The organism is Geobacillus sp. LEMMY01 (assembly GCF_002042905.1).
In the GTDB taxonomy this organism is placed as follows: domain Bacteria; phylum Bacillota; class Bacilli; order Bacillales; family Anoxybacillaceae; genus Geobacillus; species Geobacillus proteiniphilus.
Window position 1 is genome coordinate 59,148 of sequence record NZ_MVKA01000020.1, and the last position, 14,494, is coordinate 73,641.

14 protein-coding genes and 1 pseudogene are annotated in these 14,494 nt (G+C 54.8%); 11 read left to right on the forward strand and 4 right to left on the reverse strand.

Features of this window, described 5'->3' with window-relative positions; translation table 11 throughout:
• Nucleotides 1–10 precede the first annotated feature (10 nt).
• Nucleotides 11–493: a PaaI family thioesterase gene (locus B1A75_RS11055; RefSeq protein ID WP_074043891.1), complete on the forward strand. Its 483-nt coding sequence runs from the start codon at nucleotides 11–13 to the stop codon at nucleotides 491–493.
• 355 nt (nucleotides 494–848) lie between these two features.
• On the opposite strand, the gene B1A75_RS11060 is transcribed toward B1A75_RS11055, so the two are convergent.
• Nucleotides 849–1,265, reverse strand: coding sequence for a PaaI family thioesterase (locus B1A75_RS11060; protein ID WP_014195531.1), 417 nt, complete (start codon nucleotides 1,263–1,265; stop codon nucleotides 849–851).
• Nucleotides 1,266–1,406: 141 nt separating this feature from the next.
• Here B1A75_RS11060 and hutG point away from each other — a divergent pair, with 141 nt between their 5' ends.
• The 6 genes from hutG (at nucleotide 1,407) to B1A75_RS11090 (ending at nucleotide 9,055) form a co-directional block, all read left to right on the forward strand.
• A complete protein-coding gene (gene hutG, locus B1A75_RS11065; protein WP_079936200.1) occupies nucleotides 1,407–2,375 on the forward strand; it encodes a formimidoylglutamase in 969 nt (322 codons plus the stop codon).
• A 4-nt stretch (nucleotides 2,376–2,379) separates the two neighbouring features.
• A complete protein-coding gene (locus tag B1A75_RS11070) occupies nucleotides 2,380–3,861 on the forward strand; it encodes a helix-turn-helix domain-containing protein (protein WP_074043893.1) in 1,482 nt (493 codons plus the stop codon).
• A gap of 168 nt (nucleotides 3,862–4,029) precedes the next feature.
• Nucleotides 4,030–5,685, forward strand: a complete 1,656-nt coding sequence (hutU, locus tag B1A75_RS11075) for a urocanate hydratase (protein WP_176202408.1) — start codon at nucleotides 4,030–4,032, stop codon at nucleotides 5,683–5,685.
• Nucleotides 5,686–5,699: 14 nt separating this feature from the next.
• On the forward strand, nucleotides 5,700–6,974 hold the full coding sequence (gene hutI / locus B1A75_RS11080) for an imidazolonepropionase (protein ID WP_074043895.1): 1,275 nt from the start codon (nucleotides 5,700–5,702) through the stop codon (nucleotides 6,972–6,974).
• A gap of 105 nt (nucleotides 6,975–7,079) precedes the next feature.
• A complete protein-coding gene (locus B1A75_RS11085; RefSeq protein ID WP_074043896.1) occupies nucleotides 7,080–8,408 on the forward strand; it encodes a YjiH family protein in 1,329 nt (442 codons plus the stop codon).
• A 149-nt stretch (nucleotides 8,409–8,557) separates the two neighbouring features.
• Nucleotides 8,558–9,055, forward strand: a complete 498-nt coding sequence (locus tag B1A75_RS11090; protein ID WP_254866626.1) for a DUF4871 domain-containing protein — start codon at nucleotides 8,558–8,560, stop codon at nucleotides 9,053–9,055.
• A gap of 18 nt (nucleotides 9,056–9,073) precedes the next feature.
• Here the strand turns inward: B1A75_RS11090 and B1A75_RS19355 are convergent, their stop codons facing one another.
• A complete protein-coding gene (locus tag B1A75_RS19355) occupies nucleotides 9,074–9,313 on the reverse strand; it encodes a hypothetical protein (protein WP_139268076.1) in 240 nt (79 codons plus the stop codon).
• Between the two features lie 121 nt (nucleotides 9,314–9,434).
• Nucleotides 9,435–9,830 carry a large conductance mechanosensitive channel protein MscL gene (gene mscL, locus B1A75_RS11095; RefSeq protein WP_074044396.1) on the reverse strand — a complete coding sequence of 132 codons (396 nt, stop codon included), beginning with the start codon at nucleotides 9,828–9,830 and terminating at the stop codon, nucleotides 9,435–9,437.
• A gap of 149 nt (nucleotides 9,831–9,979) precedes the next feature.
• On the opposite strand from mscL, the pseudogene B1A75_RS11100 reads away from it, so the two are divergent.
• The 3 genes and pseudogenes from B1A75_RS11100 to B1A75_RS11110 all read left to right on the forward strand — a co-directional run bounded on the left by B1A75_RS11100 (nucleotide 9,980) and on the right by B1A75_RS11110 (nucleotide 13,247).
• A pseudogene (locus B1A75_RS11100) lies at nucleotides 9,980–11,204 on the forward strand (YeeE/YedE family protein).
• A gap of 193 nt (nucleotides 11,205–11,397) precedes the next feature.
• Complete coding sequence (locus tag B1A75_RS11105; RefSeq protein WP_074044398.1) at nucleotides 11,398–12,342, forward strand: carbohydrate kinase family protein; 945 nt, start codon at nucleotides 11,398–11,400, stop codon at nucleotides 12,340–12,342.
• On the forward strand, nucleotides 12,342–13,247 hold the full coding sequence (locus B1A75_RS11110; protein ID WP_074044399.1) for a pseudouridine-5'-phosphate glycosidase: 906 nt from the start codon (nucleotides 12,342–12,344) through the stop codon (nucleotides 13,245–13,247). Before B1A75_RS11105 ends, B1A75_RS11110 begins: the two co-directional genes overlap by 1 nt.
• A gap of 53 nt (nucleotides 13,248–13,300) precedes the next feature.
• On the opposite strand, the gene B1A75_RS11115 is transcribed toward B1A75_RS11110, so the two are convergent.
• Entirely contained in the window at nucleotides 13,301–13,675 is a 375-nt protein-coding gene (locus B1A75_RS11115; protein WP_079936202.1) for a hypothetical protein, read from the reverse strand.
• A gap of 114 nt (nucleotides 13,676–13,789) precedes the next feature.
• Between B1A75_RS11115 and B1A75_RS20540 the strand changes: the two genes are divergently transcribed.
• A complete protein-coding gene (locus B1A75_RS20540) occupies nucleotides 13,790–13,921 on the forward strand; it encodes a hypothetical protein (protein ID WP_275651050.1) in 132 nt (43 codons plus the stop codon).
• Nucleotides 13,922–14,494: the final 573 nt, after the last annotated feature.

Here is a 14,494-nt window from a genome sequence, read left to right on the forward strand (position 1 = left end):
GGAGGATGACGTGGAAGAAACGATCGTGCACGCGATTCAAGACGACTACCCTGATGAATTCGCCTGGTGCTACGGCTGCGGGCGTCTAAATGAACAAGGTCACCATTTCCGCACCGGATGGCAAGGAGACAAGACGGTGACGGTGTATACGCCGCGTCCAGAACATACGGCGATCCCGGGGTTTGTGTACGGCGGGCTGATCGCCTCGCTCATTGATTGCCATGGCACCGGTTCAGCGGCGCTTGCCTTGCATCGGAAAAACGGCCATGAACCAGGGAGCGGGGAAACGCCGCCGCGCTTTGTCACTGCGTCGCTTCACGTCGATTTCGTCAAGCCGACGCCGCATGGAGTGCCGCTTGTCGCCGTCGGCACCGTGACGGAGATTCATCCGAAAAAATGGCAAGTTGACACCGAAGTGTTCGCCAACGGCGAACTGTGTGCCCGCGGCCAAGTCGTGGCCGTCGTGATGCCGAAAACGTTTGTCCGGGCGTAACAAGCAACGAAAGGCGCCGGAGAACGGCTGTTTTTGACAGCGCTTTCTCCGGCGCTTGGCAACTGGTCGAAAACGGCTGCGCCTCACCTCGTTTCGCCATTGAGGACTGATGATGTCATGAAAAAGGCAACTCGACAACGCCTCTTCTCAAGTGGGGAAACCTTGTGAAATTGGTTCTCCTTTTTCAACAAAACCACCGATTTGGCGAACATCATCGTTTTTCACCGGTTTTATCGGATTCCTCTGATCATCGCTTTCCATGCGTTTCAAAACAACAACAGCAGCTGCTGTTTCGCCTCGTCGAGTCCAAGGAGAACGAGCATGTGCAAAAACGCCTTTTGGAGATCCATCACCTTCACGGTTTGTCCATGATCAGCACCGACGACGTGGCGCTCGCCACCTCTTTGCCGTTTTGCCGCACGATGGCGGTCACATAGGCGACGGTTTTCCCGAACTTTTCCACCCGCGCCTCGATTTCGGCTTCCCCAGCCGCCGCCGGGCGGTGAAACGTCGTCTGCAAGTTGATGGAGGCGTGCATTTGGTCATCGCGAAGCAAGGTCGTCACCGCATACGCCATGAGAATGTCCGCCGCCGCCCCGACGAACCCGCCCATAATCACCCCGTTGCCGTTGAGCAGCGATTCGCTGATCGTCCATACGCCTTTCGCATAGCCGTCTCGGGCTTCCGTCAGGCGGACGCCGAGCGTTTCGTCGCATGGGGGCGGTGCGCTTTGACCGGCGATGACAGCGTGCAAGTTGGTCATTGGCTTCATGTGGAACACCCTTTCTGTCGTCAATCATGTTTTTTTATTCGCCAAACGGCGGCGATTTCCTCTTTTCGCGTGCATGGGGAGGAGAACGGCAAAGCTGTGGCGAAAGAAACAAGCAGCTGATGATGGAAAGGAGATGGTCTCATGTATCAACCGCCAGACGCCGGCCGTTGGACGGGACGGATTGACAGCGTGAGCGATGAGCAGGCGTTTCGTCTTCATCAGCGCATTCGCTTGCTCGATTTGTCGCAGCCATTGGAGACGGTGGAACGAGCGGCGGCATTCATCGGGTTTGCGTGCGACGAAGGAGTGCGCCGCAACCAAGGCCGCCAAGGGGCGAAAGAGGCGCCGGCCGCCGTCAAAGCGGCGCTGGCCCGGCTGCCTTGGCATCTTCCGGAAGGGGTCGTTGTCTATGACGCAGGCGATGTCGTTTGCGTCGATGAACGGCTCGAACAAAGCCAGGCTGAACTTGGGAAGGCGATCGCCCGCCTGCTGAAAAACGGGATGGCGCCTATCGTGATCGGCGGCGGCCATGAGACGGCGTACGGCCATTACTTGGGCGTTCGCGAAGCGCTCGGGCCCGAAGCCCACCTTGGCATCCTCAACCTTGACGCCCATTTCGACTTGCGCCCGTACGATGACGGCCCGACGTCCGGGACGATGTTTCGGCAAATATTGGATCAAGACGAACGGGTCCGTTACTTCTGCCTCGGCATTCAGCGGCTCGGCAACACGGCGGCCCTGTTTGCGGCGGCCGAGACGTACGGCTGCCGGTACATGCTTGAAGACGAGCTGACCGCAGGGCCGATCGAGGCCGCCTATGAACAAATCGAGGAGTTTGCCGCTCATCACGATGCCGTGATGTTCACCATTTGCATGGACGCCATCAGCGCGGCCGCCGCGCCGGGGGTGAGCGCGCCGTCGCCGTTTGGACTCGCTCCGTCGTTGGCGCGCGCTCTCATCCGCCGAATCGTTTCTCATCCGAAAACGATCAGCGTCGACCTTTGCGAAGTCAATCCACTCTTGGATGAAGGCGGAAAAACGGTGGCGTTGGCCGCCGCCTTTTGCATGGATGCACTCCTTCATTTTCGACGCTTGCAGCCAAGGCGGTGAGAACGTGAAATTGGTCATTGCCGAACGGGACGACAAGGAACGAGAAGCGATCCGCTGGCTCGTTTCCGCGTATTCGCTGCCGATCGAGCAGGTGTACACGGCGGCCAATGTGGAGGAGATGATGGCTCTTCTTGAGCGGGAGGCGCCGGAGCTATTGTACGTCGAACTGGATATGATTCCGTATGAACGATGGTCGAAGGCGACATCCCACGTCCGCTTGTTTTGCCAACGCGTGATTGCCGCAACGGCCGAGGCGACGTTTGCGCGGGCGAAACAAGCCATCGACTGGCAATGCGTCGATTTGCTTGTGAAGCCGCTTGAGCCCGCCAAGCTGAAACAAGCGTTGAGGACGGCGGTTTCGCTTTCCTCAAACAGCCGCTCGAGCCTGACAGCGGGTTTTGACGGCCATGACGACTACCGCGCATTATTTTACGATGACCCCGCCGCAGCTTCCACCCATGTATGGCTTGTGCAGGCGGAACAGCCTGCCTTGTCTCGAGAAGTGATCCGCTTTTTAACGAGCTATCCGTTTCGCGGACGGGCGCGCGTATTGCCGCTCACCCATATGGCGGTTTGCCTGCTTCCCGATTTGCCGGGCGACGGGAAAGAAGAGGCGTGGAAGCTGCTGCGCGATTGGGAAGAGGAGCATCATGAGCCGCTCGCGGTTGTCGTGATGCCGCCTGATGGCCGGAAAACGGTGCGCGGGCAATACCAAGCGGCCCGCCGGTTGCTGGAGACGACGTTTTTCATTGGCTATCGCCAAGTGATCGCTCCCGCTTCGGAATACGAACAGTGGCGTGAGCTCGATCCGTTTTTGACGCCCGAGGAGCAGCGGCAATGGATCGAGATGCTCGAGCGGTTCGACCATGAAGGGGTGAAGCGATGGCTGCGGCGCGAATTTTCCCATTGGGGGCCGCCGTTTCCGAGCCCGGAGATGGTGCGGACGCGGCTGACGAGCATCTTGGCGCAAATCCGCCGGTTTATGAAAACATACGGCCTTGACCGCGGCGGAACCGAGCGGGAGTATATGCGCATTTTTCAAGACATTTTGTACAATCCCGTCTTGTATCGCATCGTTCAAGAATTGATTTTATTTTTATATCGGTTGTTCCATGAGGCCAAGCAGGCCGAGGAAGACGCGCGCGTCGACGCCGTGGAGCGCGGCCTCCGCTATATGGAGGCGCATTTTCGCGATCCGTCGCTCACGCTTGAGCGGGTCGCGGCCGCCGCCGGGCGCAGCCCCGCGTATTTCAGCCATTTGTTGTCGAAAAAGCGCGGCGTGACGTTTCGCCAGTGGCTGACAAACCGGCGGCTTGAGGAAGCGAAACGGCTGCTTCGGCAGACGGATTTGTCGATTAAAGAAATCGCCGAACAAACCGGGTTTCGCACCGCCCATTATTTGATGCGCGTCTTTAAAGCCGAACTGAACCAGACGCCGACCGCCTACCGCGATGAACAACGGCTGAAACCGTCATCACCGCGGTAGGCGGTTTTTTCAAAAGAAATGAACATATATCAAAAGAAATGGATAGATGAAGTGAAAAGAAAAAAGAAATTTCAAAAAAATTGGATCATCTTGAAAAGACGAGAATCTATCTCCATCCTCTTGGCTTCCTTACAATAAAAAGCAAAGAGGAAAAAGGAGAGGATGACGATGGCAGAAAAACGGACCGTACGCCCGTTTGCGGGAACAGAGCGGCGGGCGAAAGGATGGATTCAAGAAGCGGCGTTGCGCATGTTAAACAACAATTTGCATCCCGATGTCGCCGAGCGGCCGGATGAGTTGATCGTCTACGGCGGCATCGGCAAGGCGGCGCGCAACTGGGAATGTTACGAGGCGATTGTGGACACCCTTCTTCGTTTAGAAAACGATGAAACGTTGCTCATTCAATCCGGCAAGCCGGTGGCGGTGTTTCGCACGCATCCGGACGCCCCTCGCGTGCTGATCGCCAACTCCAACCTCGTGCCCGCATGGGCGACGTGGGACCATTTCCACGAACTTGACAAAAAAGGGTTGATCATGTACGGACAAATGACGGCCGGGAGCTGGATTTACATCGGCAGCCAAGGGATCGTCCAAGGGACGTATGAAACGTTTGCCGAAGTGGCGCGCCAGCACTTTGGCGGCACGCTGGCCGGGACGATCACGCTAACCGCCGGCCTTGGCGGCATGGGCGGGGCGCAGCCGCTCGCCGTGACGATGAACGGCGGCGTCTGTCTCGCCATCGAAGTCGATCCGGCCCGCATCCAGCGCCGCATTGACACGAATTACTTGGATACGATGACCGACAGCCTAGACGCGGCGCTCGAGATGGCGAAACAAGCGAAGGAAGAGAAAAAAGCGCTGTCGATCGGCCTTGTCGGCAATGCGGCTGAAGTGTTGCCGCGTCTCGTCGAAATGGGCTTTGTTCCGGACGTCTTGACCGATCAAACGTCCGCCCACGATCCGTTAAACGGCTACATCCCGGCTGGCCTTACGCTTGATGAGGCCGCCGAACTCAGGGCGCGCGATCCGAAGCAGTACATCGCCCGCGCGAAACAGTCGATCGCCGCGCACGTGCGAGCGATGCTGGCGATGCAAAAGCAAGGGGCGGTGACGTTTGACTATGGCAACAACATCCGCCAAGTGGCAAAAGACGAAGGGGTGGACGACGCCTTCTCCTTCCCGGGCTTTGTGCCGGCCTACATCCGTCCGCTCTTTTGCGAAGGAAAAGGGCCGTTCCGCTGGGTGGCATTATCGGGCGACCCGGAAGACATTTATAAAACCGATGAAGTCATTTTGCGTGAATTCAGCGACAATGAGCGTCTTTGCCATTGGATTCGCATGGCGCAAAAACGCATTAAGTTCCAAGGGCTGCCGGCGCGCATTTGTTGGCTCGGCTACGGCGAGCGGGCGAAATTTGGCAAAATCATCAACGACATGGTGGCCAAAGGCGAGCTGAAAGCGCCGATCGTCATCGGACGCGATCATTTGGATTCGGGTTCCGTCGCTTCGCCGAACCGGGAGACGGAAGGAATGAAAGACGGGAGCGACGCCATCGCCGACTGGCCGATTTTAAACGCGCTTTTGAATGCGGTTGGCGGCGCGAGCTGGGTGTCGGTTCACCACGGCGGCGGCGTCGGCATGGGCTACTCGATTCACGCCGGCATGGTCATTGTCGCCGACGGCACGAAAGAGGCGGAAAAACGGTTGGAACGGGTGTTGACGACCGACCCGGGGCTTGGTGTGGTCCGCCACGCCGATGCCGGGTATGACCTTGCCATCCGGACGGCGAAAGAAAAAGGCATTGATATGCCGATGCTCAAGTAGAAAGGGGGATCCATATGCGCCCGCTCTTTGTCCGCCGCGCCCGCCAGCTCGTCACGCTGGCGGGAAGCTCCGCGGCCCCGCTCGTCAAGGAGAAGATGAGCGATCTTCACATCATCGAAAACGGCAGCGTCTGGATCGAACATGGCACGATCGTTGCGGTTGGTGCGGACGATGAACTGGCCCGCCAATTTGCTGATCGGCTCGCCGAAGCGGAAGTCATTGACGCCAAGGGCAAAACGGTTACGCCTGGGCTTGTCGATCCTCATACCCATCTCGTTTACGCCGGCAGCCGCGAACACGAATGGACGATGCGCCTACGTGGAGCGACGTACATGGAGATCATGAACGCGGGCGGCGGCATTCATGCCACGACAAAAGCGACGCGCGAGGCGTCGAAAGAGATGTTGTATGAAGAAAGCAAGCGGCGGCTCGATCAGTTTTTGCTTCATGGGGTCACGACCGTCGAAGCAAAAAGCGGCTATGGTTTAAGCCTTGAGCACGAAATCAAGCAACTTGAAGTCGCCAAGCGGCTCCATGACACCCACCCGGTCGATGTCGTCTCCACGTTTCTTGGCGCCCACGCCGTTCCGCCGGAATGGAAACACGACCCCGATGAATACGTCCGCCTTGTCATCGACGAGATGATTCCCGAAGTGAGTCGGCGGGGGTTGGCCGAGTTCAACGACGTCTTTTGCGAGCGCGGCGTCTTTACCCCCGACCAGGCGCGCCGCATGTTGGAAGCTGGAAAAGCGTACGGCTTGACGCCGAAAATCCACGCCGATGAAATCGAGCCGTATGGCGGGGCGGAACTGGCAGCCGAAGTCGGCGCGATATCCGCCGACCACCTGCTTCGTGCGTCAGACGAAGGGCTTCGGCGCATGGCGGAGCGCGGCGTCATCGGCGTTCTCTTGCCGGGCACGGCATTTTTCTTAATGACAAAAGCCGCCGATGCCCGCCGTTTGATCGACGCCGGCGTTCCCGTCGCTTTGGCGACCGACTGCAACCCTGGTTCGTCGCCGACCGTCTCGCTGCCGCTTGTCATGAGCCTTGCCTGCCTGCATATGGGCATGACTCCCGCTGAAGCGATGGCCGCCGCCACGATCAATGCCGCCCATGCCATCGGCCGCGCTCATCTCGTCGGCAGCCTCGAGCCGGGGAAGAAGGCGGATTTGGTCATTTTCCATGTGCCAAATTATATGCAAATCATGTACTATTACGGCGTCAACCATGCGGAGACGGTGATCAAAGGTGGAAAGGCGGTGGTGAAGGAAGGCAAGGTGTACATCTGAAGGAGGAATGGTCTTCCGTCGAGGTGTTTGGCGACCGGGAGCGGTTATGCTTCCGGCCGTGCTGTCGTCTTTAGCCTGTAGAAGAACAAATGGGGGTGGAGGAAAATGAAAACGGATACAAACATGGCGCCATCCGTGCCGACACCAACGCCGGCAAGCGGTGCATGGAAGTTTTTCGTTTACAGTGCCATCGGGATTTTCGTGTTTTTCGTTCCCGTATCCATCGGAGGCAAATCGTCTATTTTGCTCGATCATATCGTGACATGGATCCGCACACACTTTTCAGCACTTGTTCCCTATTATGCTCTTATAGTGATCACTTTAGGTGCGATGTACCCATTTTACAAGAAAACATGGAATAAAGATGCCGTGACGACGGTTTTTTCGATATTGAAAGTTTTTGGACTCATCGTGGCGGTCATGTTGGTGTTTCGCATCGGTCCGTCGTGGCTGTTTCAACCGAATATGGGGCCGTTTTTGTATGACAAACTCGTCATTTCCGTCGGCTTGCTTGTGCCGATCGGTTCCGTCTTTCTCGCTCTGCTTGTCGGCTACGGGCTGCTCGAATTTGTCGGCGTTTGGATGCAGCCCGTCATGCGGCCGATTTGGAAAACGCCAGGCCGCTCGGCGATTGACGCCGTCGCTTCCTTTGTCGGCAGCTACTCCATTGGGCTATTGATCACCAATAAAGTGTTTAAAGAAGGCAAATATACAGTGAAAGAAGCGGCGATCATCGCCACTGGCTTTTCCACTGTGTCTGTTACGTTCATGGTCGTTGTCGCGAAAACATTAGGGCTGATGTCGATCTGGAATACGTATTTTTGGGTGACATTTCTTGTGACGTTTGCTGTCACGGCGTTCACCGCCCGGCTTTGGCCGTTAAGCCGCATGAGCGATGAGTATTACAATGGCAAGGGGGATCCCGAGCAAAAAGTGACGGGCAACTATATGAAACAAGCTTGGACCGAAGCAATGAGGGCGGTAGAGCAGTCAAAAGGAATCAGGACGAACATATGGGAAAACTTGCGCGATGGCTTCATCATGACGATGGGAATTTTGCCGTCCATTATGTCAGTCGGACTGATCGGGCTGTTGCTCGCTGAATATACGCCATTGTTTGACTGGTTAGGCTACCTGTTCTATCCATTCACCCTTCTGTTGCAAATCCCTGAACCGCTGTTGGCAGCGAAAGCATCAGCCATTGAAATCGCGGAAATGTTTTTGCCAGCTTTGCTTGTCACCGAAGCTCCGCTTGTCACGAAATTCATTATTGCTGTTGTATCCGTATCGGCGATCCTATTCTTTTCCGCTGTCATTCCATGCATTTTGTCTACGGAAATTCCGCTCAGCTTGTCGAGGCTGCTTGTCATTTGGTTCGAGCGGACCGTATTAACGCTCATCCTCACCGCCCCGCTTGCGTACTGGCTGCTTTGACAACGGGTTGGCGCCTGGACAGAAGGGGGGTTATGTTCCTTTCATCTTGGGAATAAGCGAGGAGAACCCGACTTCTAAGCGATAGCGAAAGTCGGGGAGGAATCGCTAAAAATTATGATATCATTAAATTAGTGAAAGGTGGTGAAAATGTGAAACATTTGCTAGTCATCGTAATCCTTTTTTCTTTATCCGCATGCAGTATATGGGAAAAGAATAAAGAGATGAGTGATATTGAAAAAATACCTGTTAAAATAGATCAAAAAGTAATCAGTCATATCAATTGGGAAGTAAGCCCGGTTTTTCAATCTGGAAATTATAAAATGCGCGGAGTACCAAACAAAGTGGGTTTCATTGATGAACCGTTTATAGCAAACAAAGATAGCAAATACATGTGGCATTTCTGGGGGGACTCCATTCCAGAAGGAAAGCTGACAATCGTTGCAGTGAAAAAAGGCAGCAACGATATAGCTCCTGCGTTAACACTAGACGGAAAAACCGTTTGGACAACGGGAGTTCCAGGAGGTCCGAATAATGGTGCAGACGCACATATACCATCAAATATGAGACTGGGTGAATCTGGAAAATGGGCATTACTCGTCTATCTTGGAAAAACGTACTGGGATTACGTTGTAATCGACGTAAATTGAACGCTCTCCCACTTACGCTCACGCTGGGAAGTGGCGGTCTTCTCGGTTCGAGATGACAAAATAACAAGTGAAGCCAAAGGTGTTGCCGCACCTTCGGCCCCGCAATAGACGGTTCCCATAAAGGGGATCGGCGCGAGCAGAAGGAAATAATCCGCCTAAGCGCCTCGTTAACTTAAGGGTGGATATTTCTTTTGATTGTGCGACAGTATTGAAACCATGCGACTTGCGAAAAAACATCAATGCTTCAAATACTGTCATCGGCATCACCCCCTTCCAAATCAGGGGAGGCCGATCCACCCTCAAGTCACCGTAACATATTCACATAGTTAAGAGATTCGTTTACCGTTTTTGAGAGCCTGTCCACGCCATGGACAGGCTTTCACGTCGTTTCCCGCTGCTGTTTTAACAAATCGCGAATCTCTGTGAGCAGCTCCTCTTCTTTCGTCAGCGTCGGCGCCGTTTCTTTGACGTCTTCCTGTTTTTTCATCCGCTCGTACAGTTTGTTGAGCAGTTTGACAAACAGGAAAATCGAAAACGCGATGATCAAAAAATCGACGACTGTTTGGATAAACGCCCCGTATTTCACTTCCGCCTTGCCGACTTTCCAAGACAAGTCGCTGAAATTGATGCCGCCTAAAATCAAACCGACGAGCGGCATGATGATATCATTGACGAGCGAGGAGACGATTTTGCCAAACGCCCCGCCGATGATGACCCCGACGGCTAAATCGACCACATTGCCGCGGAGAGCAAATTTTTTGAATTCGTTCCACATGCCAATCTCCTTCCTAAGAAAGTGCTCGTCTGCATTATACCCGATCAGCCGCTGAGGTGAAACATTTCTAGTTTAAATCATAGAAAATCAATAAGTTTTATAGTATTATAAAGTAGGTGAACAAAATGGAAAAGGGGGAATTATGCATCATGGAGTTGACCGCACAACAACGAGACGTTCGCGCGAAACAAGCAGCGAACGCCCCGAAACATCCGACTGCGTGGATTATTGCTGTTTCCTGCCTCATATTGATCGGTGGAACGTTGTTCTTATATAGCCGCGTTTCTTGGCAACAGGCGCTTTTGTACGTGTTAGGGGCGTTTGGTGGATTTGTATTGTACCAGGCGCATTTTGGCTTTACATCTGCTTGGCGCAAATTCATTTTGTACCGCCAAGGGGGAAGGTATTCGGGCGCAAATGGTGATGATGGCTGTGGCCAGCGCGTTGTTTTTGCCGCTGCTCGTGAAAGGCTCGGCGCTCGGGCACCCAGTGTCAGGGTATGTATTTGGCGTGGGGGTATCAGTCATCGTCGGCGCCTTCCTGTTTGGCATCGGCATGCAGCTTGGCGACGGCTGCGCGTCCGGGACGTTGTACCATATCGGCGGCGGCGATGTGAACGGCATCGTGACGCTCATCGGGTTCATCGCTGGCTCAGTCATTGCGACGACCCACTTTGACGTGTGGGCGAAGATGCCACAATTTGAGCCGTTCTCGTTCATTGGCGAGTTCGGCGCCTTGGGAGGGTTTTTGCTTCAGTTGGTTTTGCTGGCAGCGGTCTACTATGTGGTGACCGTGGCGGAAAAACGGCGCTATGGCCAACTCGTTGCTACATCGCTTGAGAACCGTCATGGCTGGAAAGCGATTTACAAAGGGCCATGGTCGCTTCTGGTCGGGGCGTTGCTCTTGGCTGTAACGAACGCGCTTGTGCTGATGATTAGCGGTAAGCCGTGGGGCATTACGTCTGCCTTCGCCCTTTGGGGGGCGAAGTTCGTGCAGCTGTTTGGCGTCGATCCGACCGCTTGGGCGTACTGGCAAGATGAAGCGAAACGGCAGGCGCTCGCGAATCCACTCTACTACGATACAACGACCGTGATGGACATCAGCTTGATGGTCGGCGCCTTATTGGCGGCAGCGCTGGCGGGCCGCTATACAAAAACGATTCAGTGGAAGCGTCCGACGCGCATGACGATCGGTGCGCTGATCGGCGGCCTGATGATGGGATACGGCGCCCGGCTGGCGTTCGGCTGCAATATCGGCGCGTATTTCGGCGGCATTGCGTCATTCAGCGCCCACGGCTGGGCGTGGTTTGTCTTTGCTTTCCTCGGCAGCCTGATCGGCGTCAAACTGCGTCCGTATTGCGCGTACAAAAACTAAACGTCCGAAAGTCGGCATCCCGTCGTTTTGACGGGGTGCTTTCTTTATGCCGTTTTTGCCGGACGGCATATGGTACAATGGCAGTGAGGCTTCGAAATGCGCAGCTGCCGGCTTTTTTTGAAACCGTTTTCCTTGTTTCGGGAGAGAGGAAAGAGCGCGGCGGTGTTCATTGGAAGAGAGGGGGAAGAAAGGAATGCGACAAGCGGCCTCGATCGTCTGCATTGGCGGGGCGAACGTCGACCGAAAGGCGCGGTTGCTCACTCCGTTTCGGCTCGGCACGTCCCATCCCGTCGCCACGACGCAAACCGCGGGCGGGGTGGCGAGAAACATCGCCGAAAACTTAGGGCGGCTTGCTCAACCTGTTTCGCTCGTCAGCACCGTTGGCGATGACCGCGATGGACAGTGGCTCATTGACGTGACGAGTCGGTACGTGGATTCACGGCACATCGTGCGAACGTCAAAAGCGAACACCGGGACGTATACAGCGGTGCTCGATGAACGTGGCGAGATGGTCCTCGCCTTGGCGGATATGGTGATTTATGATACAGTGGGAAAAGAATGGATGAAGCAGCGATGGCCCGAACTCGGCCCGATTTCAGCCGTCGTGCTTGATACGAATTTTTCAAGCAACGCCATTCAGTGGACAATCGAGCAGTGCCGTAGGGAGCGCCTCCCGCTTTGTGTGGTGACCGTGTCGGTTCCGAAAGTCAAGCGGCTGCCCGCTGATTTAAGCGGGGTGACGTGGCTTATCACGAACGAAGCGGAAGCGAAGGCGCTTGCCGAAGACGACGGTCGCAGCGTGTCCGAAGCGATGGAGGCGCTCGTTCGTTTGGGCGTCGAGAACGTTGTCGTCACGCGCGGCGCAAACGGCGTCGCGTACGCCACCAAGCAAGGGGAAACAGGAGCGATTGCGGCGCCGAAGGTTGAGGCCACCGACGCCACCGGAGCGGGCGACGCCTTTGCGGCTGGATTTTTGTACGGCGTCTTAGGCGGACATACGGTGGAAGACGCCTGCCGCTTTGGGATGAGCAGCGCGTCGCTTACGCTGCAAACGGCCGAAACGGTGCATTCCGCTTTGAATGAACACCTGTTGCAAGCCGCCTATGCGCGGTATTTTCGCGAAGGGGGAACGAAGTGATGAATGATTTTCTCGTCTTTTCCGAAGAAGTCGCTCAAGCGAAGGCGGAACAAAAGCCGATAGTCGCCTTAGAATCGACGATCATCTCGCATGGCATGCCGTATCCGGAAAACGTGCAGACGGCGAAAGACGTCGAGCGGATCATCCGCGACCGCGGCGCCGTGCCAGCAACAGTGGCGATTTTCAATGGAAAAATTAAAATTGGATTGACAGAAGCGGAACTTGAACAGTTAGGGACAAGCCGCGATGTAGAAAAAGTGAGCCGCCGCGACTTGCCGTATGTCGTCGCCATGAAGAAACACGGGGCGACTACCGTGGCGGCGACGATGATTTGCGCTGAGATGGCTGGCATCCGCGTGTTTGCGACCGGCGGCATCGGCGGAGTGCACCGCGGCGCCGAACAGACGATGGACATTTCCGCAGACTTGCAGGAACTGGCGCGCACAAACGTCGCGGTCGTCTGCGCCGGGGCGAAATCGATTTTGGATTTAGGATTGACGCTTGAATACCTAGAGACGCACGGCGTTCCGGTCATCGGCTATCAGACGGACGTCCTGCCGGCGTTTTATTCGCGGACGAGCCCGTTTCGCGTCGACTATCGCCTCGACAGCGTGGAAGAGATCGCCCAGTTCATCGAAACGAAATGGGGGCTTGGGTTAAACGGCGGTGTTGTGATCGCTAATCCTGTCCCAAAAGAAGATGAGCTCGAGGAGTCGTATATCACCGCCATCATCGAACAAGCGCTCAAGGAAGCGGAACAACAGCACATCACCGGAAAAGCGGTCACCCCGTTTTTGCTTGACCGGGTGAAAACGTTAACCGGGGGCAAAAGCTTGCAAGCAAACATCGCCTTAGTGAAAAACAACGCCGCCTTGGCGGCCGACCTTGCCCGAGAGCTTTCTTGATGCGAACGCCCCCGCCCTGATTGAAGGGCGGGGGCATGATAGCGGTGGAGGATTTATCGAGCGTGAAGCAAATGGCGGATTTTTCGATCATGCTGGGCGATTTTGACGGAGTGGAAGTCGACCGTTTCTTGTGTTTCAACTAGTTCGACGCGGACGTGGCCGAGTTTCGCTTCGAGCCGTTCGAACCGTTCGTTGATGGTGCGCTCCAACTGGGCGATCTGCCGCTCAAACCGCCCGTCCATCTCCTCGATGCGCTCATCCATGTCTTCGATGCGCTTGTCCATTTCGTTTGTTTTTTCGTTCAACGTTTGGACTTGGCGTTGAAGCGAGTCGAATTTTTCATGGAGCGCCTCGAACTGTTTGCGCATATCAGCCGCGTACAAATCAAGCACTTGCAAAATTTGCGCCAATATCGTTTTTTCTTCCATCACCTTCACCTCCTTTCCACTCCAGTATATCAGACAAGCAAGTTAACGAGAAGAAAAAACGGTTTCAAATCTGACGGGATTTCGTCTATGATGGATAAAGGAGGATGCGCTGCTATGGCTGAAATGATCACTTATTCATCTTTTGCAACTGACTGGCTGCCTATCACAATCGTTTCGGCCGCTGTCGCTGTCAGTGTTTTCATTGCTATTCTTGTATTTAAAGTAGGGTTAAAAAGAAAATCGTGAACCCTTCACGGGGCTAGCTGAACGTCGACGCCCAGCCGGCACCACGGGCGAAATCGGGAGCGGGAAAAAGTATAAAAAGTGTTGCGGGAAGTAAGCACACGTACTTTGGCTTAAAAAACAGCCTGCCTCCGCGCATTGAAGCGAGGGGCGGGCTTGTTGCTTAACAAAGACCCGCCTATAAGGTTAAGCTTATCTAAAAACGTTTACAAATAGTGCACAATGCTTATTCCAAAAATTGCGAAGTTGATTGATCCATGCCAACACGATATGGTATGTTAAAAGAAAGGTTAATAAAAATGGGTCTTCACCATTTTCTGTGATTTCCACTCAATCCCAGAAACATGTTAGCTGGATGAAATAGGTTCATCAGTCAGGATCCTTCTTCCGCATACAGACCACGAAGTTGGTAGAATGGAAACAGTCAAGTGCTTTCCTTGACGGGTTCCATTCTACCAACTATCATACCGATAGCGGAAGAAGGGAGCGCTTAAGCAACCTGACTACCTGTAGTGTTCCCTGTACACTCCAGAAATACACGCAAACGAAACCGTTCTAGATTKCGATAGCCATATG

Excerpts from the sequence above, each read along its gene's own strand:
- B1A75_RS11060 (WP_014195531.1), bottom strand. The coding sequence starts at position 1,265 with ATGAAGCCAATGACCAACTTGCACGCTGTCATCGCCGGTCAAAGCGCA.
- hutG (WP_079936200.1), top strand. The coding sequence starts at position 1,407 with ATGTATCAACCGCCAGACGCCGGCCGTTGGACGGGACGGATTGACAGC.
- hutU (WP_176202408.1), top strand. The coding sequence starts at position 4,030 with ATGGCAGAAAAACGGACCGTACGCCCGTTTGCGGGAACAGAGCGGCGG.
- hutI (WP_074043895.1), top strand. The coding sequence starts at position 5,700 with ATGCGCCCGCTCTTTGTCCGCCGCGCCCGCCAGCTCGTCACGCTGGCG.
- B1A75_RS11085 (WP_074043896.1), top strand. The coding sequence starts at position 7,080 with ATGAAAACGGATACAAACATGGCGCCATCCGTGCCGACACCAACGCCG.
- B1A75_RS19355 (WP_139268076.1), bottom strand. The coding sequence starts at position 9,313 with ATGACAGTATTTGAAGCATTGATGTTTTTTCGCAAGTCGCATGGTTTC.
- mscL (WP_074044396.1), bottom strand. The coding sequence starts at position 9,830 with ATGTGGAACGAATTCAAAAAATTTGCTCTCCGCGGCAATGTGGTCGAT.
- B1A75_RS11105 (WP_074044398.1), top strand. The coding sequence starts at position 11,398 with ATGCGACAAGCGGCCTCGATCGTCTGCATTGGCGGGGCGAACGTCGAC.
- B1A75_RS11110 (WP_074044399.1), top strand. The coding sequence starts at position 12,342 with ATGAATGATTTTCTCGTCTTTTCCGAAGAAGTCGCTCAAGCGAAGGCG.
- B1A75_RS11115 (WP_079936202.1), bottom strand. The coding sequence starts at position 13,675 with ATGGAAGAAAAAACGATATTGGCGCAAATTTTGCAAGTGCTTGATTTG.
- B1A75_RS20540 (WP_275651050.1), top strand. The coding sequence starts at position 13,790 with ATGGCTGAAATGATCACTTATTCATCTTTTGCAACTGACTGGCTGCCT.